Source organism: Arthrobacter sp. efr-133-TYG-118 (assembly GCF_030209755.1).
Lineage (GTDB): Bacteria > Actinomycetota > Actinomycetes > Actinomycetales > Micrococcaceae > Arthrobacter.
Map to the genome: position 1 here is coordinate 1 of NZ_JARVRH010000035.1, position 21,975 is coordinate 21,975.

Sequence of the window (21,975 nt, forward strand, 5' to 3'; positions counted from 1 at the left end):
GACTCTTAATCAATGGGTTCCGGGTTCAAGTCCCGGGGGGTGCACCAAAGGGAAGATCCCTGGATGGCTGAATGGCTGTCCAGGGATCTTTTTGCTTTTCTGCCCGATTCGCCGCGGGCCGAGCTTCGCACGGGACCGAATTTCACCGGACCGGCTGCGGAAGCCTAGTTGGAGGCTTCGCCCGGCGCCGCGCCCGAATCCGCTCCGGCCACAATGTCATGTACGACTGCCGAGGAATGATTGTTCGCCAGTTCGCGTACCAGCGCCTGGAGCTCCCGCCGCAGTTTGGCAGTGTCCACGGGCACAGGTGCAAGCACTTCCCGTTCCAACTGCGTGGCGAGCCCGAGGGTGTGCTCCCCCGCCTCGGTCAAAGTGACCACTTGGCTCCGGCGGTCGGACACGCTGCGGGCGCGGCTGACGTGGCCGTGGGCCTCCAGCCTGGTGAGCGTCTTCCCCATTGTCTGCGCCTGGACCCGGACGATCTGCGCGAGCATCGACTGGGTGGTCGGTCCTTTGACGGCGAGTACTTCCATAACAATGACCCCGGCATGGGTCAGCTCCATACCGCGCAGTTTCTCGTTCCAGGCATGCTCCACGAGTCGCGCGGCCGTGGAGAGCAGGCGCCCGGTGGGCCACCGTTCCATATCAGGCATAAGGGCCAGTATATAGACCGCTGCGGGCGGTTCAGGCCCGGGTTCAATTCGTGAAGTGCCCAGCCCGTCACTAAGCTGAGTGATCGCGAACGATAGCAAGGAGCACAAATGGCTGAACGACTCATTCCAGGCGACACTGCCCCGGACTTCACCCTCAAGGACCACACGGGACGCGAGGTGAGCCTAGCCTCGCACCGCGGCCGCAATACAGTCATCTACTTCTACCCCGCGGCTTCCACGCCGGCATGCGCCAAGCAGGCCTGCGACTTCCGCGATTCCCTCGCAACCCTTCAGGCTGCCGGTTACGACGTCCTTGGCATCTCTCCGGACACCGTGAAGGACCTGGAAAAATTTGCGGCCGAAGAATCACTGACCTTTCCCCTGCTGTCCGACGAAGGGCACCACGTGGCCGACGCCTATGCGGCTTGGGGCGAGAAGAGGAACTACGGGCGCACCTACCAAGGGTTGATCCGCTCAACGATCGTGGTGGACCCCGACGGCAAGGTCGCCGTGGCCCAATACAACGTGCGCGCCACCGGCCATGTCGCCAAACTCCGCAGGGACCTCAAACTCGACAAGTAGCCACCGCACGGCGGCATGGGCGGGGCTGCAACGGCTGGCGCAAAACCGCGGGTACAATGGAGGCCGGTATATGGCCGGAGCGGGAATCCGTGGATCCCGGTCCGGGTACCAAACACCAGCGCGAGTGGTGAAATTGGCAGACACGCAGGATTTAGGTTCCTGTGCCTTCGGGCGTGGGGGTTCAAGTCCCCCCTTGCGCACATTCAGGAAGTGCCCCGGTCCTTGGCCGGGGCACTTCCTGTTTCCAGCCGGGACTCAGGGCCCTGAACTAGACTGGGCTGCGGTCCGGCTGCCGCGGGCCCCAGCCCGTCCAACTGCCTTGAGGGGACAAGAGTGGTAAGCAGCAAGCTTCGCCGAGTCACGCTACAAATCGGCGCAGGCCTTCTGGCCGTGGCCTTGACCTCGTGCACGGTAAGTCCCGGACCGGCACCGTCGACATCGGCTGCGGGCAGCGCTTCGGCAGAGCCAAGCAAGACCTTCAACTTTGGCACCCCGTCGATGCCGCTTGGGCTCGATCCCGCCGTGACGAACGACTCCGAGTCGTATCGCATCACCCGGCAAGTGATGGAAGGCCTCGTAGGGGTCGACGCGTCCACCGGCCAACCAACTCCCCTCCTTGCCACCTCTTGGTCGCAAGGGAATGACGGACTTAGCTACGACTTTAAGTTGCGGTCGAAAGTCACCTTCCACGATGGAACCGTCTTTGACGCCGCGGCCGTCTGCAGCAACTTCAACCGTTGGTACAACTTCCCCGCGACCGTGCGCCAGCAGGCACCGGGCATCGCATTCAAGAGCGTCTTCAAATCCTTCTCGGACGACGCTTCGCTTTCGCTCTTCAAGAACTGCAAGGTTGTAGCTCCCGACCACGTCCAAATCAACCTGGCCAAGCCCTTCACGGGCTTCCTTCAGGCGTTGACGCTGCCGGCGTTCGCGATGTCATCGCCGAAAGCAATGGCCGACGGCAAGGCCGACGTCCTGGACAAGAAACTGTCAGGACAACCGGCGTCGGCCTACGCCTCCCACCCGGTGGGCACGGGCCCTTACGTTTTCTCCTCATGGAGCCAAAACCGCATCACACTCACGAGCTACAAGGGCTACTGGGGCGACCGCGGCGAGATAGCCACGGTCAACTTCATTCCGTTCGACTATCCGCAGGCCCGGCTCCAGGCCCTGCTCGCAGGAACCATCGACGGATACGACCTTGTCACCGCCGGCACCTTCGACCAACTGGTCAAGAAAGGCATGCAGATCGTCCAACGGGATCCGTTCTCCGTGATGTACCTGGGGATGAACGAGTCGGTGGCGCCCCTCCAGAATCTTGGGGTGCGCCAGGCAATCGAAATGGCCATCGACAAAGACACCCTCATCCACAAGTTCTTCATCGACAACACGTCACCGGCGACCCAGTTCGTTCCCCCCAAGCTGAGCGGCTTCAACAACAACGCACCGTCCTTGGGATACGACCCGGACAAGGCCAAGCAACTGCTCGCCAAGTCCGGCTACAAAGGCGAGGAACTCAAGTTCTACTACCCGCTCAATGTCACGCGCGCCTACCTTCCCACCCCGGAGAAGATCTACGCGGAGATCAGCGCGGAGCTCACCGCCATCGGACTGAACATCAAGCCGGTACCCGTGAATTGGGACGACGGTTACCTCCAGAAGGTCCAATCCCCCGGTGACCATGCGCTCCATTTGCTCGGCTGGAATGGCGCCTACTCGGACCCGGACAACTTCGTGGGCACGCTCTTCGGTGAAAACAACGGGGAGTTCGGCTACAGCGATCCACAGGTGTTCTCAAAGATCGATCGGGCCCGGGGACTCCCCGACGGCGCTGACCGCAACTCCCAGTACCAGACCATCAATGCCCAGATCGCTGCGACCGTCCCGGCAGTACCCATCGCCTTCCCCATCTCGGCTTTGGCCCTTTCCGACCGGGTCGAGAAGTACCCCGCGTCGCCTGTCTTAAACGAAGTTTTTACAAACGTTCGCCTGAAGTCTTGACGTCCCGCCGCAATTTCAGTTATGTGCCCACGCGGGGATATTCTGTGACAGCCAGTGCCGCCGCTATCGGAGATAGATCGTGACCTTCATTTCCAAGACACACCACGCTGACGTCGTCCTTATTGGGGGCGGAATCATGAGCGCAACCCTGGGTGCGTTCATCAAGCAACTCGAACCCAGCTGGACCATCTCCCTCTTTGAGCGACTCGACGAAGCCGGCCTGGAAAGCTCCGGACCGTGGAACAACGCGGGAACCGGGCACGCAGCGCTCTGTGAGCTTAATTACTCGCCTGCAGCGAAGGACGGCTCCGTTGACCCGTCCAAGGCCCTCCACATCAACGAGCAATTCCAGCTTTCCCGGCAGTTCTGGTCCCACCTCGTGGACAACAAGTTGATCGGCTCCCCCAAGGGCTTCATCAACACCGTTCCGCATATGAGCTTCGTCATCGGCGACAAGCACGCAGACTTCCTCAAGACCCGCTACGAGGCGCTCAAACCCAACACGCTCTTCCGCAGCATGGAATACACGGAAGACCAGGAACAGATCGCCAAGTGGGCTCCGTTGATCGTCAAGGGCCGCGACGCCAAGCAGCGCGTTGCCGCCACCCGCGCCGCGGAAGGCACCGACGTCGACTTCGGCGCCCTGACCCGCGAACTGACCGGCTACCTCGCTGCCAACGGCGTTGAAGTCAACTATGGCCACGACGTCACCAATGTGAGCAAAGCCTCCGACGGCGGCTGGGACCTTTCGCTCAAGCACCCCGCTTCCGGTGAACACGGCCAGATCCACGCCAAGTTCGTCTTCGTCGGCGCCGGCGGCGGAGCACTCCACCTGCTCCAGGCCTCGGGCATCCCGGAAAGCAAGGGCTACGGTGGTTTCCCGGTATCCGGGCAGTTCTTCCGCTGCACCGACGAGGCCATTGCCGGCCAGCACAGCGCCAAGGTTTACGGCCAGGCCTCCGTGGGCGCCCCGCCCATGTCCGTGCCGCACCTTGATACCCGCTACGTTGGCGGCAAACGTTCCCTGCTTTTCGGCCCGTACGCCGGCTTCTCCACCAACTTCCTCAAGACGAGCAGCTACCTTGACCTGCCGCTGTCCATCCGCCCGAGCAACATCATCCCGATGCTGGCCGTGGCCAAGGACAACATGGACCTGACTGCGTACCTGATCAAGGAAGTCGCCAAGCGCCACGATGCCAAAGTGGAGTCCCTCCGCGAGTACTACCCCCAGGCCGACGGCGGCAACTGGGAGCTCATCACCGCGGGCCAGCGGGTGCAGATCATTAAAAAGGACTCCAAGAAGGGTGGCGTGCTGCAGTTCGGCACCGAAGTCATCACGGCTCGTGACGGCTCCATCGGAGCACTGCTTGGCGCCTCCCCCGGCGCTTCCACCGCAGTCCCGATCATGATCGAGATGCTCCAGCGGTCCTTCCCGAAGAACTTCAAGGGCTGGCAGTCCAAGCTCAAGGAAATGATGCCAGGCTACGGAGTCAAACTGAACGACAACCCGGAACTTTCGGCCGAGCTGGAAGCGAGCACTGCCCGCTCGCTCCAACTTGAGCCTGCCGACGCCGTTCAGCACTAGCAACCGTCCAGGCTGCGGCCGGTTCGAGACAAGAAACAGACCGTAGATCCCAGGAGACAGCGCAATGTTCCGTCTGGCAAAGCTTTCATTGGCGAACAGGGCACTGATCGCGCTGATCACCGTCTTCGCGGCGGTGTTCGGCGTGATCACCATGTCTTCCCTCAAACAGGAACTCATTCCCTCGATCGAGTTCCCGCAGATCTCAGTGATCACGGCCATGCCGGGCGCGTCCCCTGAAGTTGTCGACAAGCAACTCAGCCGCCCGCTCGAAGCAGCACTGAACAGCGTCGAGGGCCTGGAATCGACCACGTCCACGTCGCGGAACGGTGTTTCGCAGATCTCCATGGTGTTCGCGTACGGTTCGAACCTGGACCGTGCACGCAACCAGATCGATCGCGCCATCTCCAACGCCAAGCGTGTCCTGCCGGCCGACGTCGAGCCCCGGTCTTTTGCCGGCAGCATCAGCGACTTCCCGATCGTGTACTTGGCGGTGTCTTCGGACAAGCCTCTCAGCGAGCTGAACACTGACCTGCAGCGCTTGAGCGTTCCCCGGCTCCAGAAACTGGACGGGGTCCGCAGCGCCGATGTGACAGGTGGTGCCACCCAGCACATCCTGATCCAGCCCAAAGCCCAGGCCATGGCCGCCAGCGGCGCCACGGTTCAGTCGCTCACGAATGCCCTCAAGAACAACGGGACGCTGGTCCCGGCCGGAACCATCGAGGACCAAGGCAAGACGCTTTCCCTGCAGATCGGCAGCCCGGTGGACTCCCTCGACGTCATCAAGGGCTTGCCGCTCACGGGAGCGAAGGCCGGAACCACAATCAGCGGCGTTGCCGACGTGAGCATCCAGGACGACGCCGCAACTTCGATTACCCGGACCAATGGGAAGCCGACACTGGCCCTGTCCATCACGAAGAAGCCCGACGGCGATACCGTCGCCATTTCGCACGCCGTCAAGGATTCCATTGCCCAGATGGAAGCCGAACTCGGCTCCAATGCGCACTTCACGCCGGTGTTCGACCAAGCCCCGTACATCGAAAAATCCATCAAGGACCTCACCACGGAGGGCCTTCTTGGACTCGGCTTCGCGGTGGCAGTCATCCTCGTGTTCCTGATGTCCGTGCGCTCCACGCTCGTGACGGCGGTATCCATTCCGCTGTCTCTCCTGATTACGTTCATCGGAATATCGGCGACCCACTACTCGCTCAACATCCTCACGCTCGGCGCGTTGACCATCGCGATCGGCCGGGTGGTGGACGACTCGATCGTCGTCATCGAGAACATCAAACGGCACCTCAGCTACGGCGAGCACAAGCTCACGGCGATCCTCAATTCCATCCGGGAAGTTGCCGGTGCCATCACGGCGTCCACCCTCACTACAGTTGCCGTCTTCCTGCCGATCGCCTTTGTAGGCAACCTGGCGGGCGAACTGTTCAGGCCCTTCGCCCTGACGGTGACCATCGCCCTGTTGTCGTCGTTGCTCGTGTCCCTCACCATCGTTCCGGTGCTGGCGTACTGGTTCCTCAAGTCGCCGTCGCCGGCCTCCGCCGCGGAGGACGTGCGTGCCGCGGAAGACGCCCGAACCAAGGCACATGAGGCAGAGCAACGCAGCCGCCTGCAGCGCGGCTATCTGCCCATCCTGGTCAAAACCCAAAAGCACCCGGTCGTGACGATCGTCGCGGCAGTCCTCGTATTGGGTGGAACCGCAGCCATGTCCCCGCTGCTCGCCACGAACCTGCTTGGAGACTCCGGCCAGAACAGCATGACCGTGCGCCAGGTTCTTCCCGCCGGCACAAGCCTGGAACAGACCGGCGCCGCCGCCGCCCAGGTGGAATCGGTCCTCCGCGGGATCGACGGAATCAAGGACGTCCAGGTCACTTCGGGCAACGCCCAAACGGGATTCGCCGCGCTCACCTCAAGCGGTGCGTCCAACTCGACGTTCACCGTGGTGACGGACGATAAGGCTGACCAGCAGAAACTTCAGGACACAGTGCGGTCCCGGCTCGCCAGCGCCTCGGCTCCCGGGAAGGTCACTGTTGGTGCACAGCAAGGCGGCCTGGGCACGTCTTCCAGCGTGGACATCACCGTCAACGCCGCCAACTCGGCGGATCTCAAGACCGCAAGCGACGCCGTAGCGAAGGCCATGGACGGTGTGCCCGGGAGTGCCGAGGTAGCCACCAACCTGGATGTCAGCCAGTCGGTGGTCCAGGTAAAGGTTGACCGCGCCAAGGCGGTCGCCGCCGGGCTGAACGAAGAACAAGTCGCCGGCGTCCTGGCGTCGACGGTCAGTCCCATCCCCGCGGGCACTGTCCGTATCGACACCACGGACTTCCCGGTACAGATCGGCGAAGGCACGCACTTCAGCAGCATCGCCGATGTCAGGGGCATCAATCTCCCGACGCCGGCCGGGCCCGTTCCGCTGTCGAGCATCGCTTCCGTAGACCAAGTAGACACCCCGGTCTCCATCACCAGCAGCAACGGCCAGCGGAGCGCGAAGGTGACCGTGACGCCGTCGGGCTCCAATCTTGGTGCCGTCAGCACGGCAGTCAGTGACCGGCTGGCCGCGGTGCAGCTGCCGGCAGGCGTTACCGCCACGATCGGCGGGGCCACGACGCAGCAGGCCGACTCGTTCCGGCAGCTCGGCCTCGCGCTCCTGGCCGCCGTCGCCATTGTCTATGTCATCATGGTGGCCGCGTTCAAGTCGCTCATCCAGCCCCTCATCCTGTTGGTGTCAGTGCCTTTTGCGGCGACTGGCGCCATCGCGTTGCTCCTGGTCACGGGCGTTCCGCTCGGACTGCCTTCCCTGATCGGCATGCTGATGTTGGTGGGAATCGTCGTGACCAATGCGATCGTCCTGATCGACCTCATCAACCAGTACCGCAAACCGCACGATGGCAGCCCCGGAATGAGCGTGGCGGACGCCATCACGCACGGCGCCCGGCAACGGCTGCGCCCGATCCTCATGACGGCGCTTGCTACCGTATTCGCCCTGACGCCCATGGCTTTGGGCCTCACGGGAGGCGGCGGGTTCATTTCCAGGCCGCTCGCGATCGTGGTCATCGGCGGCCTTGTTTCGTCCACGGCATTGACGCTCGTCCTTGTGCCTGTCCTCTACAAGCTGGTCGAAGGCCGGCGGGAGAAGAAGGCGCTACTCCAGGCACTCACGCAACGCCCCGACGTCGCGAAGGACGGCATCGCAGGCCACGGCGAGGGCGACCCCCTGGACTGGACCACCGGAATGATTCCCAGAGTCACCGGCCGCCGATCCGCCTCCAGCCCCGCCGAGTAGCGCGACAAACACCGGGAACAAAATGATGCCGTACCCTGTTGCAGGCAGTGATACATGCAAATGCATCTATTTTGGGATAGACTGTTGGCAGAGCCCGGACACCAATCGGGCAGGCAGAAAGGCACATCATGGAGATCGGCGTATTCAGCGTCAGCGACATCACAACTGACCCCACCACGGGCCACACCCCCACGGAGAACGAGCGCATCAAGGCCGCCGTGGCCATCGCCAAGAAGGTCGAAGAGATCGGCATGGACGTCTATGCGATCGGCGAGCACCACAACCGGCCCTTCTTCTCATCGTCCCCCACCACCACACTGGCGTACATCGCAGCGCAGACTGAGCGCATCACGCTGTCAACGTCCACCACGCTGATCACCACGAATGATCCCGTCAAGATCGCCGAAGACTTCGCGATGCTCCAGCACTTGGCGGATGGCCGCGTGGACCTCATCATGGGCCGCGGCAACACCGCTCCCGTCTACCCGTGGTTCGGCAAGAACATCCAGGACGGGATCGAACTCGCCGTGGAGAACTACTCCTTGCTGCGCCGCCTCTGGGACGAGGACACCGTCAATTGGAGCGGCAAGTACCGCACCCCCCTGCAGAACTTCACCTCCACGCCCCGCCCGCTCGACGGCGTCGCGCCCTTCGTCTGGCACGGCTCCATCCGCAGCCCGCAGATCGCGGAACTTGCCGCCTACTACGGCGACGGCTTCTTCGCCAACAACATCTTCTGGCCCAAGGAGCACTACCAGCAGCTGATCGGCCTCTACCGCGAACGCTATGAGCACTACGGCCACGGCAAAGCCGACCAGGCCATCGTGGGCCTCGGCGGGCAGTTCTTCATGCGTAAGAACTCCCAGGACGCCGTGAAGGAGTTCCGCCCCTACTTCGACAATGCACCGGTGTACGGCCACGGACCCTCGCTCGAGGACTTCACATCCCAGACGCCGCTGACCGTTGGCAGTCCGCAGGAAGTCATCGAAAAGACCCTGACTTTCCGCGAGTACTTCGGCGACTACCAGCGCCAGCTGTTCCTTGTGGACCATGCCGGACTGCCGCTCAAGACCGTCCTGGAGCAACTGGACCTCTTTGGCGAAGAAGTCCTGCCGGTCCTGCGCAAGGAATTCGAGGACCGCAAGCCGGCCCATGTACCTGACGCACCCACCCATGCATCCCGGGTGGCGGCGTCCGTGATCGCCTCGGCCAGTGAGGCGGTTGCCGGTGCTGTCAGCGACGGCGCAGGGGGGAACCCGTGACCACCACAGCGCCCACCTCGTCCGCCGTGCGCCTCGCCGCCGAAACCTGGGAGTCCTTGTTCCGCTCCCAGGTGGCGGTGATGCGCCGCCTCCAGTCCGGGCAGGCGTTCAAGAAGCTGCCCATCAAGGAGTACGACGTCCTGTTCACTCTTTCCCGCTGCCCCACGGGCAAGCTGAGGCTGAACGAGATCAACGATCACGTCCTGCTCAGCCAATCCAGCCTGAGCCGGCTGGTTGACAGGTTGGAGAAGCGCGGGCTCGTCGAGCGCAGCATCGCCCCCGACGACGGCCGCGGGATCCTGCTGGGGCTTACCGCGGCCGGGCAGGAACTACAGAAAGAGATCGGGCGCGAGCACATCCGCGACATCGCCGAGCTTGTGGCTCCGGCCCTTACGGCCGAGGAGCAGCGTGAGCTCCTCCGCCTGACGGAAAAACTGCAAGCGTTCGTCGCACACAAGCAGCCGCGCGAAAGCTAGCGGAGGACGACGAGCTTCGCCGGGTCCTCATCCGGCAGCTCGTCGGCCACCACTGCGGTGACCTTTAAGCTCTTCAACGACAGGCTGCCACCCACCGTGGAGAGGAACGCGGTGTCGGAGGAATCGCGTCCGGCCGTGATGCGCAGCATGGATTCGCGCGGAGCCAGGCCGGTGGGATCGATCACGTACCACGTTCCGTCGATGTGGGCCTCGGCCACGGCATGGAAGTCCATGGGGCTCAACCCGGGCGCATACACCGCGGCGAGCCGGGCGGGGATGTCCTTGGAGCGCAGGAGGGCAATGGCAAGGTGGGCGAAGTCCCGGCAAACACCCTTGCGGTGCAGGAGCGTTTCCACCGCTCCATCCGTCCCCCGCGAGGAACCGCTGACGTACCGCAGCTCGTCGTGGACCCAGTTCCGGACTGCCTGCAACAGCTCCTCGCCGTGCAGCCCGCCGAACTCGGCGTACGACGTCGGAAGGAGCCGATCGGACTCGGCATAGCGGCTGGGCCGCACATAGCGGATGAGCTCCATCCGGGAGGACTCATCGGGGACACCAAAGCCCTCCACCGAGGCCCGGTAATCAACAGTTACCTCGCTGGGTTCGGCGAACTCCATGTACTGGAAACGTCCACCGTGATGGTCCGTCAGCTCGGTGAGCGGAACAGCTTCGCCTTCCACCGTGACTGACAGCTCTTCGGTCAACGACTCATAGCCAGGATTGCTGGCCACGGCTATTGCCATGGCCACTTTGGTGTTGGCGACGGTCTTGAAAACGAGCTGGGCAGCAACGTTGCGTTCCATGGATCTCCGGAGTGTTGCGGCTGGACAACCCAATAAATGTGCGGAGTTGGCGCCGACGAGTTTGTCTGTCAATCGTGGTTCTACAGATTGACCTTCAGAGACAATAGCATCCGCTGGACGTTGGCGAATTCCGAACTCTGGTCAACGTACTTGGCGGCTTGGTCCAAGGTGTCAAATGACTTCGCGGGAGCAACGACTTCGTCCGTCGCGAAGGCATGCACGGCGGGCATGTCCCCGAAGTAGTAGTTGCCCTTTCCTGCGGGCCCCACCACAAGGTTCCGCAGCTGGCAGGCCTGGCCATCAGATCCGGCCACCAAGTTGGTGATGCCGTACGAACCGAAGAATTTGTACCCTTGGATGACCCGGAACACCACGTGTGGGGGGATCGTGGAATCACCGTCCGCATGGGGCAGGTCAATGGGCACGCTGCTTACCACCACGTAGGGACGCTTGGCGGCCGGATTGCAGTCAGCTGGACTCGCCGAAGGCAGTCCCGTGTGCAGGGTCGCGAGATACCCGCCCTTGGCGTCTTTGACCTCAATCTTCAGGGCGCCCGGCATGGAACCCGCGTCGGGCGCCACCGATTGCGCAATCCAGTCACTCGGAAGGTCGAAGCTCACCTTCTTGGCCGCATCCGAGTACGTCTTCCACGCCGAGGCGGTCGCTCCCGCCGTCGCTGTACTTCCTGTGGAGGGGCTCCCCGAAGCGGTGGAGCCGCCCGACGGCGGGGCCGTACCAGGGCCCGACGGCGTCGCGCTCCCGGGTGCCGCACTGTTGGACCCGGCAGTCCAGACTGGTCCGCCCTTGCCCTCGGAACTACAGCCCGCCGTGGCGACCACGATGAGCGCGCCGAGGACGGCGACTGAAAACTTCAACGGGATCCGCTTTGCTCTCATGCGCACCAGCCTAGCGGCGCCGGGCCCCCGCCTGCCCGTCCGGATCGGCGTTTCGCACGTGCAACGCGGCCGATGCACCCCGGGCCGCTTCGGCCTGCGTCGTAGGACTAGGCTGGACGCATGGCTCCCGATCAGCTTGATGAGGACGAAAACAATGTGGCGGACATCTCCGCCGTGGACATCGCGGACTGGCGTTTGCGCACCTTTGCCTTGTACGACGACGTCCGCAAGATTGCGATGGACGATCCTTTCCAGGCCCATGTCTACTGGCGCCAGGAACGGGACCGCATGTTCGGAACCCATCCGGCCTCGGCACTGACTCCCGCCAGCAAGCAGGCTTTCTCGGGCCTGCGCACCGCGGACTACGATTCCCGGTTTCGCCGCTATGCCTCCCTTTCTCCGGAAGGCGCCGGCCAGGAGATGAACGTCCAGACCGGAACCGACGGCGTGGTGCCGTTTGTCCGCCTCGGCACCTTCGACCTCGACGAGCTTGGCTCATTGGCTGTGTGGCGCCTGCGCAGCTACGGCGGCGGTATCTTTGTGCCCTTCCGCGACGCCACGGCCGGCAAACCGGGCGGAAGCTACGGCGCCGGCCGGTACTTGCTGGACACCATCAAGGGCGCCTTCCACGGCCTTCGAGGATCCGGGCAACAGGAGTTCGTGCTCGACTTCAATTTCGCCTACAACCCTTCCTGCGCCTACAACGAGGCCTGGGCTTGCCCCCTGGCCGGGCCGGCGAATCGCCTGGCCGCGGATATCCCTGTGGGGGAGCTCTACCTGCCCGTCTAAGCCGGGCCGTTCAAACAGGCCCAAGGACGTAGGATGTCTTCATGACTTTCTCACGTCCACGCCGGATCGCCCGCGTCCGCCCGCTCTCCCCCATCTCGCCGGACGAACACTTCTTCGTCGCGAACGACGCCGCCGACTTCGCTTCCGCAGAAGGCCGGAACTGGACTGTGGTGGACAGCCCGTTCCCCGGTTCGCCGGCAAATGGCAGCAGTGCCGGCCGGCCCGGGTGGGTTGGAGGCGCCGGGGTTTCCGAGGATGCGTTCACGTTCCTGGCACCGTCTGTTCCCGCCAACGTGTTCGGCATGGCGCACAACACCGGCCAGCCGGGCCGTGACCTGCCCGCGCAGGCGTTCCACAAGGCCTCCACAAGTGTCATCGGACCGGGCGACGCCATCGAACTCGCCTCCGACGTCGGCTACGTAGACCCCGAAGCGGAACTGACCGTCGTCGTCGGACGCAAGGTCCGGGGCCTCACACTCGGTAACGCGCGCGACGCCATCCTGGGTTTCACGATCGGCAACGACGTCTCGGCGAGGGACCTGCAAAAGACCGACGAACTGTGGATCAGCGCGAAAAGCCAGGACACATTCACTCCTGCGGGACCGTGGATCGTCACCGACCTCAATGACGGCCATCTTTCGATCGGCATAGTGCACAACGGCAGGGAATTGCGCACGGCAAGCACCGCCGACCTCGGATGGAAAGTGGACGAGATCCTTGTCTACCTGACCTCGTTCATGACCTTGCACCCCGGGGACCTGGTCCTCACGGGCTTCCCGGCCGAGTGCGCGAGGATCGAGCCCGGAGACCTTGTGACCTGCCGGGTTGAGGGCATTGGGGAGCTCAGCAACCCCGTTATCGCAGCGTCTTGGGAGAAAATTCCCAGCTTGATATGACAGGCTTGAGGCATGGAGCCCCCTGCCGTGCCGGCACTTGAGACGCGGCAGACGTCCCTTTACAGGCCAAATACAAGCAAGCGCCGCAAAGGCGTGCTGCGCTATCCGGTAGTCAGGCAGCTCATCCGTTTCACCGGCGTCGGGATCATCTGTACCGTCACCTCGCTGGCGCTGTACGCGCTCTTCCGGCCGTGGATGGGACCCCAACCTGCCAACGCCGCTGCACTGATCATCACCTCTCTCATGAACACGGCCCTGAACCGTCGCCTGACCTTCAAGATCAGCGGCAACCGGAAGAGAATGCGGGACCACCTGAACGGGCTCATCGTGATCGCCGTGGCGCTGGTCATCACGGGCGGGAGCCTGGGCGTGCTGCATGCGTTAAGGCCCGAAGCCACCCTCGCCGAGGACCTCTGGACCACCACGCTGTCCGGGTTCGTGGCGACGGCCGTGCGGTTCACGATGCTGCGGCACTGGATTTTCCGCAGGGCCCGCCACGTCTGATTCCCAACTAATCCCCACCGCCACCCTCGCCTCGCAAGCTCGGCCAGGGAACCCTGGCGGCGTGGGCCCTCGCAGAAGGTGTCGTTTTGAGCCTTCTAAACGACGTTAAATGCGAGCTAGTTGGGGTGGGGACGGTCAGCGGCGACCGAGCCCCTGGACGCTCCCGACGGCGGCAGCCACGGCTTCCGCGGCTTGCTCCAGTTCCGCTGACGTCACCGTGGAGTCGAAGCTGAAACGGACAGCTGTGTGGGCCACCTCGGGCTCGATTCCCAAGGCCAGCAGGACCGGTGAGGGAGCGTCGGATCCAGCGGCGCAGGCCGATCCGCTCGAGCACACCACCCCAAGCCGCTCGAGCTCAAGCAAGACCGACTCCCCGCTCGTGCCGGGGAAGCAGAAGGACGCCACCGACGGCAAGCGCTGCGAGGGGTGGCCGGTCAGCACCGCACCAGGCACAGCCTTAACGACAGCGCGGATGAAGGCATCCCGTAACTCCGAAACATGCCCGGCCAGTCCGGACTGTCCAGTGTGGGCAAGAGTCAGTGCCGCGGCGAGCGCAACAGCCCCCGCCACGTTTTCAGTCCCGGAGCGCCTGCCCCGCTCCTGGCCGCCGCCATGGACCAGCGGCTCAAGGCGCAACCTGCCCTTGGCATAGAGCACGCCGCTGCCCTTGGGCGCGCCCAGCTTGTGGCCCGAGATACTCAGGGCGTCTACTCCCAGTTCCTTGACGCCTATGGGTAGCCAGCCGGCAGCCTGGACGGCGTCCGTATGGAACGGCACGCCATGTTCCGCAGCCACCTCCGCGAGTTTGCGCACGGGCTGCACGGTCCCGATCTCATTGTTCGCATACATGATGCTGACAAGGGCTGTCGCCGGACCCAGCACAGCCCGGAGCGCCTCCGCCGTCACCACACCGTGCCGGTCCACGGGGACCACGTCCACCTCGAACCCATGGACGCGTTGCAGGTAGAGCGCGGATTCCTCGACGGCGGGATGCTCGATGGCGCTGATGACAACCCGGTTCAGGGCAGGATCCGCCGCCCGCCTCGCGAGGGCGATTCCCTTCACTGCCAGGTTGTCCGCTTCGGTGCCGCCGGAAGTGAAAGTGATCTCCCCTGGCCGGCAGCCCAGGGCCTTCGCCACCGCCGCACGGGCACCGGACAACGCGTTCGCAGCCGCTTCGCCGAGGCTGTGATGGCTTGAGGGATTGCCGAACTCCCCCGTCAGATACGGCCACATCGCCTCGAGGACCTCCCTGCGGACGGGTGTGGTCGCCGCTGCGTCGAGGAAAATCATGGCGTCAGCCGAGACCCAAGGAGGGGTCCGGCGTCACGTCGAGCGTCACGTCCAGGCCCAGATCCAGCGCGTTGACACTGTGTGTGAGTCCGCCGATGGATATGACATCGACTCCCGCGGCGGCGATGTCTGCGACCGTGTTGATGTTGACGTTACCGCTCGCCTCGACGACGGCGCGGCCGGCCACCTGCCTCACGCCGGCACGCAGCTCCTCAAGGGAAAAGTTATCCAGCATGATCGTGTCCACCCCGGCCGCCAGCACGGGTTCGATCTGCTCGGCCCGGTCCACTTCCACTTCGAAATGAGTGGTGTGGCCCAGCTGGGCCTTGGCCGTCTTGAGCAGTGCAGTGAGCTTCGCGGAATCGCCACCGGTCATCACGGCCAGGTGGTTGTCCTTGGCCAGGACGGCGTCGGACAGGCTGTAGCGGTGGTTGGCTCCCCCGCCGCAACGCACGGCGTAGCGTTCCAATACCCGCAGCCCGGGGGTTGTTTTCCTGGTGTCCGTGATGCGGGCTTTGGTGCCGTCGACCAGTTTGACGAACTCCGCGGTCTTGGTGGCAATGGCGCTCATGCGCTGGGCAAGGTTGAGCCCGACGCGTTCGGCGAGCAGCACCGAGCGCGCGCGGCCGCTGACCCGTGCGAGGTGGGTTCCGGCGTCGAACGCTTCACCGTCCGCGAGCAGTAGCTCCACTTCGGTGTCCGGGTCGATGAGCAGCATGGCGTCACGGAACACCGTTCCGCCGCTGAAGACCCCTGGAACCCGGGCATTGAGCACGGCAGTGGCGCGGGCTTCGGCTGGGATGAGCAGCTGCGAGGTGATGTCGCCGCTCGGCGCGTCTTCCGCGAAAGCCCGCTCCAGAATGTCCCGGACGGGTGCTGCGGGGAGGGTCAGGCTAGTCATTGACGAGGCTCGCTTTCCGGCGGATCGTGTATCTCTGAACAATTTCTTCGCGTTGGGTTTCGACGGCGTCACTCCGGTAATGCGCCCCGAGCGACCCCCGCCGCGCCCCCGCAGCCCGCACCAACAGCTGCGCAGCGAGGAGCAAATTAGCATCCTCGTGCACGCGGGGATCCGCAGAGTCCGGCACATTCTCAGGAAGCACGACGTCGGCCCAAGCCTCGAGTGCCTCGGCAGCCTCCCGGAGCAACCCCCCGGTCCGCAGCACCCCCGCCTTGGCAGTCATAAGCCGCCGAAGTGCGTCTCGACCGAAGGGATCGGGAATCAGCTCCGGTTGCCACGCGAGCGCCCCGGCCGGCCCGGTGGTTCCCGAAAGCGCCGTTGTTGCGTGGAGGTCCACGCCGGCCGCCGAGCTTGCGAGGCGTTCGCTGGCGGGAGACCGGAGCGCAGGCGCCGAGGGAACCGGCGAGTCGGTCACCCCACCGTTCGGCGGCGCCCACCCGAGAAACCCCTCGACAGCCCGCCGCCCGAACACAAGACCTTCAAGCAAGGAGTTGCTGGCCAAACGGTTCGCACCCTGGACCCCGGTGCAGGCCACTTCGCCGGCGGCAAGCAAGCCAGGAACGGAAGTACGGCCGAACAGATCGGTGACTACGCCTCCCATCCAGTAGTGGGCGGCAGGGGCAACCGGAACGGGTTCGAGGGTCCAGTCGATGCCGGCTTCGCGGGTCCGTGCGCTGAGCGTGGGGAAGCGCTTCTCAAGGAATCCTTCCCCCTTGTTCGCTTCCACGACCCGGGCGTCGAGGAAGACGTGGCCGTTCGGATCACCGAGTGAAGCGAGGTGGAGGGCGATGCTGCGGGAGACGACGTCGCGTGGCGCCAGTTCGGCGTCGGGGTGGTAGCCAGGCATGAATCGCTCGCCGTTCGCATCCACCAGGATGGCGCCTTCGCCGCGGACCGCTTCGGAAATGAGGAGCGGATCGGCGCCGAGGGGAGCTGGTCCTCCGGCGGCGGGGAGGACCATGCTCGTGGGGTGGAACTGGAAGAACTCGAGGTCTGCGAGGTCGGCGCCCGCCCGCCATGCGAGCGCAAGTCCGTCGGCCGTTGCGACCGAGGGATTGGTGGTCTGTGCGAACAGCTGCCCCGCCCCGCCGGTGGCGAGCAGCACGGCATCGCCGGATACGCTCCCAAGGCGGCCGTTGCGCAGGAATTCAACGCCCGTCACACGCCCCTCGGACTGGATCAGGGACGTCGCCTGGGCATGTCCCAGCACTCGGATTTTCCCGGCGTCCTGCGCGTCAAGGACCGCCAGGATGAGTGCGTTCGCGACCCCGGCACCGGTGGCGTCTCCGCCGGTGTGCAGGATCCTTGGCGCGGAGTGGGCGGCTTCGAGTCCCAAGGCGGGATCGCCGTCGTCGTCCGCGTCGAAACGGACACCGAAACGCTCGAGCCCCATGATGTCGAGGCGCGCTCCGGTGCACAGCACCCGCACGGCCTCCTCGTTGCAGTGGCCCGCGCCAGCCTTGAGGGTGTCCGCGATGTGCGCGGCGACGGTATCGCCGGGGGCGGGCTCGTCCAGCACAGCCGAAATCCCGCCCTGGGCAAAGAAGGTGTTGCTGTCCGCAAGCGCCCCCTTGCTGAGCAGGACGACGTCCGCACCGGCCTCGGCGGCCAGCAGCGCGGAGTAGAGGCCGGCGATGCCACTTCCGACGACGACGAGCCGCCGCCGCGCCGGAGCGCCGGGAATGCGTTCTGCAGTCATGTGAGGCTCGATTCGACTGGTTGGTACGGGGTGTGGCCTAGAGCGGCCGTGCTGCGAGCATGCGTTCGAGGGCGATCTTGGCGTTGTCCTTGACGGAGTCGTCTACCGTGATGCGGTTGACGACGCGACCTTCCACCAGTTCCTCGAGTACCCAGGCGAGGTAGCCGGGGTGGATGCGGTACATCGTGGAGCAAGGGCAGATCACCGGGTCAAGGCAGAAGATGGTGTGCTGCGGGTTCTCCGCGGCCAAGCGGTTCACCATGTTGATCTCGGTACCGATCGCGAAGGTGGTGGGTTCGGTTGCGGCGGCGATGGCCTTCTTGATGAAGTCGGTGGAGCCTGCGCCGTCTGCCGCGTCGACAACCTCCATGGGGCACTCGGGGTGCACAATGACGTTCACGCCCGGGAATTCGGCGCGCGCCTTCTCGATCTGGCCCACGTTGAAGCGCTTGTGGACGGAGCAGAAGCCGTGCCAGAGGATGACGCGGGAATCCAGCAGGGTCTGTTCGCCGTTTCCGCCGAGCTCCTTGCGCGGGTTCCACATGGGCATCTGCTCCAGGGGCACGCCGAGGGCCTTGGCGGTGTTGCGGCCCAGGTGCTGGTCAGGGAAGAAGAGCACCCGCTGGCCGCGTTCGAAGGCCCATTCGAGGACCGTCTTGGCATTGGAGGACGTGCAGACGATGCCTCCGTTGCGGCCGCAGAAGGCCTTCAATGCGGCCGAGGAGTTCATGTAGGTAACCGGGATGACCGGTGCACGGCCTTCGGAATCGGGGGCGGTCCCGAAGAGCTCCTCGAGCTGTTCCCAGCATTCCTCCACCGAGTCCTCGTCCGCCATGTCCGCCATGGAGCAGCCGGCGGCCAGGTTCGGCAGGATCACGGCCTGGTCCTCGCTGGACAGGATGTCCGCAGTCTCGGCCATGAAGTGCACGCCGCAGAAGATGATGGCCTCGGCGTCGGGCCTGGTCAGGGCAGCGTTGGCTAGCTGAAAGGAGTCGCCCACGAAATCCGCGTACTGCACAACTTCGTCGCGCTGGTAGAAGTGGCCCAGGATGACGGCCCGGTCCCCCAGCGTCTCCTTGGCGGCGCGGATCCGGGCGTCGAGCTCGGCGTCGCTGGCCAACTTGTACTCTTCGGGCAACTGGCCTTGGCGGGGCGTGGCCTCCGGGGCGTCGTCGGAGCTGGACGCGCCGGGACCGTAGGCCGGGATGCCGGCGAGGGCTTCAGCGAGGTCGTACTCCCACGGGCCCTTGGCCAGAGCGGGGCTGCACGTCGAGCCGGCCGCGGAACGGCCGCTTTCGGCTTCTTCCCGCGTGATCAGCTGGATAGCTGTGTTGACGCTGCTCATGGTGTACTCCTGTTGTCTGGCCCGAGTCCGGGCGTGCCGGTGAAGCGGTAGAGGCGGGGCGGGCGGTGTTTTCCGCCTTGGAGGTATTCACCGGTTTCCTCGATTTCCGGTGCTCCCTTGATTTGCCGGCGGAAGTTTGCCGGATCCAGCTGACGGTCCAGGACAGCCTCGTAGACTTCGCGGACCTGTGCCAGGGTGAAGAATTCTCCCAGCAAGTGATAGGCGATGGACCCGTAGGCCATCTTGTTGCGCAGCCGCCACAGGGCGTAGTCCACGATCGCGTTGTGGTCGAAGGCCAATTCCGCGAGCCGGTCTGCCCGGAACCAACGGACGTTCTCGGATTCGTCGGCCAGGGCGGCTTCTGTGGGCTGCACCAGGGCCCAGTAGACGATTGAGACGACCCTCTGCGCAGGCGAGCGGTGCAGGCCGCCGAAGGCGTAGAGCTGCTCAAGGTATTGGGGAGCCAGCCCGGTGGTCTCGCGCAGGTTCCGGGACGCGGCATCCTGGAGGGATTCGTCGTGTTGCAGCGGGCCGCCGGGCAGTGCCCACATGTCTTTGAACGGTTCGCGGATGCGGCGCACCAGCGGTAGCCACAGTGTGGGTCGGCCGGAGCTTTCACTCGGGCGGAGGGCGAAGATCACCGTCGATATGGCCAACGACGGCGGCGCGAGCCTTCGCTCTGCGACATTGGCGGAGGTGGCGTACACGGTATTCACCCCGCTTCTTTGCTGTAGGGACGAGAAAACTAGTTATAGTCAAAATGACTAGAACTAATGGTACGACTGCCGGCGCACAGTGTCCAAATGTTTCAGCCCGCATTCTCCTTGGCCGCAGCTTCCAGGAGGGGCAAAGTGCGGCCCTGGAAATGGGTATTCAGCACAATCACCGAGGACGAACGGAGCACGGTCTTCGTGGCGATGAGCTTGTCCAGGACGCGCTGCAGGTCCGAGTTCGACTTACCCACCACCCGCACCATGAGATCCGAACTACCGGAGACGGTGTGGACCTCAATGAGCTCGGGAATAGCGGCCAGAGCTTCGACGACGGCGTCGTGCCCCAGGTCCTGGTTGATGGTCAGCGAGCAGAAGGCGACCACGGGATAGCCGAAGCCGGCAGGATCGGGCTGCGGAACCCAGGGAGCCACCACCCCGCGCGCAGCCATCCGGTCCAGCCGGGACTGGACCGTGGCGCGGGCGACCTTCAAGACCCTGGATGCCTCGAGAACAGACGCCCGCGGGGAGTCGGTGAAAAATCGGACAATCTTGGCATCCAACTCGTCGACAACCATCAGTTTTTCCCACTTCCGCCCATGAGCTGTACAAATCGGCGTTCCTTGCCGAGATGTCGCACCAGCTTGTAACCATCCTCTCACGAGTGTTTTTCGCCACTTTCCTTCGGAAGCGGTAAATTCGATAAGTCCTACGAGGACCAGCTGACAAACCATCCACAAGAAGGCAAACACGAATGACAACGAAGTCCACCGCTGTTCGACCCTCCATTCCTTCGCAAGACCTTGGCCACTCGATGAAGCCGCGCCAGCTCACCATGATGGGCCTGGGCAGCGCCATCGGCGCGGGACTCTTCCTCGGCTCGGGTGCCGGAATCCACGCGGCCGGCCCGGCAGTACTCATCTCCTACCTTGTGGCGGGCACCCTGATCATCGTGGTGATGTGGGCGCTCGGCGAGATGGCCGCCGCCAACCCCAACAGCGGCGCCTTCTCTGTCTACGCTGAAAAGGCCATGGGCAAGACGGCCGGTTCCACGGTCGGCTGGCTTTGGTGGCTGCAGCTGGTGGTGGTCATCGCCGCAGAGGCGCTCGGCGCAGCAGGGCTGCTGTTCTCCGTCTGGCCGGTCATTCCTGTGTGGGCACTGGCCTTGGTGTTCATGGTGGCCTTTACCGCGATCAACCTCGCCGGGGTCCGGAACTTCGGTGAGTTCGAATTCTGGTTCGCCATCCTGAAGGTCGCAGCCATTGTCGCCTTCCTCGTCATCGGCGCGGCCTTGCTGTTCGGCTGGCTGCCCGGCGTTGCTTCACCCGGCCTCGGAAACCTCACCGGCAACTTTGCACCATCCGGCTGGTCTGGGATTGCCGCGGCGCTCTTCGTCGTGATTTTCGCCTTCGGCGGCACCGAAATCGTGAGCGTGGCTGCTGCGGAGACGCAGAACCCCGCACACAGCGTCGGCAAAGCCATCCGCACGGTGGTGTGGCGCATCCTGGTTTTCTACATCGGTTCGGTCTTCGTCATTGCAGCAGTGCTGCCTGCCGACTCCGAAGGATTGAAATCACCGTTCGCCGGTGTCCTGAACCTTGCCGGCATCCCGGGAGCCGGCACGGCCATCACCCTCGTTGCCGTCGTAGCCCTGCTCTCAGCGCTCAACGCCAACCTCTACGGTGCCTCGCGCATGGTCTTCTCCCTGTCTGAGCGCGGCGAAGCGCCTGCTTTCCTGTCGCGACTGCGCGGCGCCCAGGTGCCCATGGCCGCCGTCGGGGTTTCCGTTGCTTTCGGCTTCATCGCCACCATCCTGGAACTGCTCTTCCCCGACCACGTGCTTCCTGCCTTGCTCAACCTCGTAGGCTCCACCTGCCTCGTGGTCTGGGGAACGGCCCTCGTGTCCCAGTTCATCCTGCGCCGCCGCTCCGACCGCGAAGGAACCGAACTGCCACTTCGCATGAAGGGCTTCCCTTTCCTCACGGTCTTCGGACTGGCGCTGCTTGCCCTGATCTTCGTGGTGGGCTTCTCGAATGCCGAGAGCGCGGGCCAGCTGATCGGCACGTTCCTGTTGATCGCGTGCATCGCCGTTGCCTGCAGGATCGGCGCGAAGGTGAAGTCCGCCCGAAACGCCTAAGCAAAGCAACTAGCCGCAGTTGTTGTCGTTCTGAGCCCTCACAACGACAACAACTGCTGGGCCCACGCCGCCAGGGTTCCCTGGCCGAGCTTGC

The 21,975-nt window shown here is 64.3% G+C and carries 19 protein-coding genes and 1 tRNA gene; 11 read left to right on the forward strand and 9 right to left on the reverse strand.

What is annotated here, in order from left to right:
• Nucleotides 1-164: 164 nt before the first annotated feature.
• A complete protein-coding gene (locus tag QRN59_RS22310) occupies nucleotides 165-653 on the reverse strand; it encodes a MarR family winged helix-turn-helix transcriptional regulator (RefSeq protein ID WP_284984625.1) in 489 nt (162 codons plus the stop codon).
• A gap of 108 nt (nucleotides 654-761) precedes the next feature.
• On the opposite strand from QRN59_RS22310, the gene bcp reads away from it, so the two are divergent.
• The 7 genes from bcp to QRN59_RS22345 all read left to right on the forward strand — a co-directional run bounded on the left by bcp (nucleotide 762) and on the right by QRN59_RS22345 (nucleotide 9,848).
• Nucleotides 762-1,235, forward strand: a complete 474-nt coding sequence (gene bcp / locus QRN59_RS22315) for a thioredoxin-dependent thiol peroxidase (protein ID WP_284984626.1) — start codon at nucleotides 762-764, stop codon at nucleotides 1,233-1,235.
• Between the two features lie 118 nt (nucleotides 1,236-1,353).
• Nucleotides 1,354-1,435: transfer RNA gene (locus tag QRN59_RS22320), tRNA-Leu, on the forward strand.
• A gap of 133 nt (nucleotides 1,436-1,568) precedes the next feature.
• The gene (locus tag QRN59_RS22325; protein ID WP_284984627.1) at nucleotides 1,569-3,236 is read left to right on the forward strand and encodes an ABC transporter substrate-binding protein; all 1,668 of its coding nucleotides are present in this window, start codon (nucleotides 1,569-1,571) and stop codon (nucleotides 3,234-3,236) included.
• 79 nt (nucleotides 3,237-3,315) lie between these two features.
• A complete protein-coding gene (locus QRN59_RS22330) occupies nucleotides 3,316-4,821 on the forward strand; it encodes a malate:quinone oxidoreductase (protein ID WP_284984628.1) in 1,506 nt (501 codons plus the stop codon).
• A 64-nt stretch (nucleotides 4,822-4,885) separates the two neighbouring features.
• On the forward strand, nucleotides 4,886-8,110 hold the full coding sequence (locus QRN59_RS22335; RefSeq protein WP_284984629.1) for an efflux RND transporter permease subunit: 3,225 nt from the start codon (nucleotides 4,886-4,888) through the stop codon (nucleotides 8,108-8,110).
• 128 nt (nucleotides 8,111-8,238) lie between these two features.
• On the forward strand, nucleotides 8,239-9,372 hold the full coding sequence (locus tag QRN59_RS22340) for an LLM class flavin-dependent oxidoreductase (protein WP_284984630.1): 1,134 nt from the start codon (nucleotides 8,239-8,241) through the stop codon (nucleotides 9,370-9,372).
• A complete protein-coding gene (locus QRN59_RS22345) occupies nucleotides 9,369-9,848 on the forward strand; it encodes a MarR family winged helix-turn-helix transcriptional regulator (protein WP_284984631.1) in 480 nt (159 codons plus the stop codon). The genes QRN59_RS22340 and QRN59_RS22345 overlap by 4 nt, the downstream gene beginning before the upstream one ends.
• On the opposite strand, the gene QRN59_RS22350 is transcribed toward QRN59_RS22345, so the two are convergent.
• Both QRN59_RS22350 and QRN59_RS22355 read right to left on the reverse strand, forming a co-directional pair.
• Nucleotides 9,845-10,651 (reverse strand): transglutaminase-like domain-containing protein, encoded by an 807-nt coding sequence (locus QRN59_RS22350; RefSeq protein ID WP_284984632.1) that lies wholly within the window; start codon nucleotides 10,649-10,651, stop codon nucleotides 9,845-9,847. The two genes, QRN59_RS22345 and QRN59_RS22350, sit on opposite strands and share 4 nt — an antisense overlap.
• A gap of 80 nt (nucleotides 10,652-10,731) precedes the next feature.
• Nucleotides 10,732-11,547: a hypothetical protein gene (locus QRN59_RS22355; RefSeq protein ID WP_284984633.1), complete on the reverse strand. Its 816-nt coding sequence runs from the start codon at nucleotides 11,545-11,547 to the stop codon at nucleotides 10,732-10,734.
• 120 nt (nucleotides 11,548-11,667) lie between these two features.
• On the opposite strand from QRN59_RS22355, the gene QRN59_RS22360 reads away from it, so the two are divergent.
• The 3 genes from QRN59_RS22360 to QRN59_RS22370 are packed head-to-tail and all read left to right on the forward strand — an operon-like array spanning nucleotide 11,668 to nucleotide 13,736.
• Nucleotides 11,668-12,336 carry a DUF1684 domain-containing protein gene (locus QRN59_RS22360; protein WP_284984634.1) on the forward strand — a complete coding sequence of 223 codons (669 nt, stop codon included), beginning with the start codon at nucleotides 11,668-11,670 and terminating at the stop codon, nucleotides 12,334-12,336.
• Nucleotides 12,337-12,377: 41 nt separating this feature from the next.
• Nucleotides 12,378-13,232 (forward strand): fumarylacetoacetate hydrolase family protein, encoded by an 855-nt coding sequence (locus tag QRN59_RS22365; protein ID WP_284984635.1) that lies wholly within the window; start codon nucleotides 12,378-12,380, stop codon nucleotides 13,230-13,232.
• A gap of 12 nt (nucleotides 13,233-13,244) precedes the next feature.
• Entirely contained in the window at nucleotides 13,245-13,736 is a 492-nt protein-coding gene (locus QRN59_RS22370; RefSeq protein ID WP_284984636.1) for a GtrA family protein, read from the forward strand.
• 135 nt (nucleotides 13,737-13,871) lie between these two features.
• Here QRN59_RS22370 and QRN59_RS22375 read toward each other — a convergent pair whose 3' ends face one another.
• From QRN59_RS22375 to QRN59_RS22400, 6 genes are all read right to left on the reverse strand, one after another.
• Complete coding sequence (locus QRN59_RS22375; RefSeq protein WP_284984637.1) at nucleotides 13,872-15,029, reverse strand: cysteine desulfurase family protein; 1,158 nt, start codon at nucleotides 15,027-15,029, stop codon at nucleotides 13,872-13,874.
• Between the two features lie 4 nt (nucleotides 15,030-15,033).
• Nucleotides 15,034-15,930: a carboxylating nicotinate-nucleotide diphosphorylase gene (nadC, locus tag QRN59_RS22380; RefSeq protein WP_284984638.1), complete on the reverse strand. Its 897-nt coding sequence runs from the start codon at nucleotides 15,928-15,930 to the stop codon at nucleotides 15,034-15,036.
• A complete protein-coding gene (gene nadB / locus QRN59_RS22385) occupies nucleotides 15,923-17,689 on the reverse strand; it encodes an L-aspartate oxidase (RefSeq protein WP_284984639.1) in 1,767 nt (588 codons plus the stop codon). The genes nadC and nadB overlap by 8 nt, the downstream gene beginning before the upstream one ends.
• A gap of 37 nt (nucleotides 17,690-17,726) precedes the next feature.
• Nucleotides 17,727-19,034: a quinolinate synthase NadA gene (gene nadA / locus QRN59_RS22390; RefSeq protein ID WP_284984640.1), complete on the reverse strand. Its 1,308-nt coding sequence runs from the start codon at nucleotides 19,032-19,034 to the stop codon at nucleotides 17,727-17,729.
• Nucleotides 19,031-19,741: an NUDIX hydrolase gene (locus tag QRN59_RS22395; protein ID WP_241707528.1), complete on the reverse strand. Its 711-nt coding sequence runs from the start codon at nucleotides 19,739-19,741 to the stop codon at nucleotides 19,031-19,033. Before QRN59_RS22395 ends, nadA begins: the two co-directional genes overlap by 4 nt.
• A gap of 101 nt (nucleotides 19,742-19,842) precedes the next feature.
• Complete coding sequence (locus QRN59_RS22400) at nucleotides 19,843-20,322, reverse strand: Lrp/AsnC family transcriptional regulator (protein WP_284984641.1); 480 nt, start codon at nucleotides 20,320-20,322, stop codon at nucleotides 19,843-19,845.
• A gap of 176 nt (nucleotides 20,323-20,498) precedes the next feature.
• On the opposite strand from QRN59_RS22400, the gene QRN59_RS22405 reads away from it, so the two are divergent.
• Entirely contained in the window at nucleotides 20,499-21,881 is a 1,383-nt protein-coding gene (locus QRN59_RS22405; protein WP_284984642.1) for an amino acid permease, read from the forward strand.
• The last annotated feature ends 94 nt before the right edge of the window (nucleotides 21,882-21,975 follow it).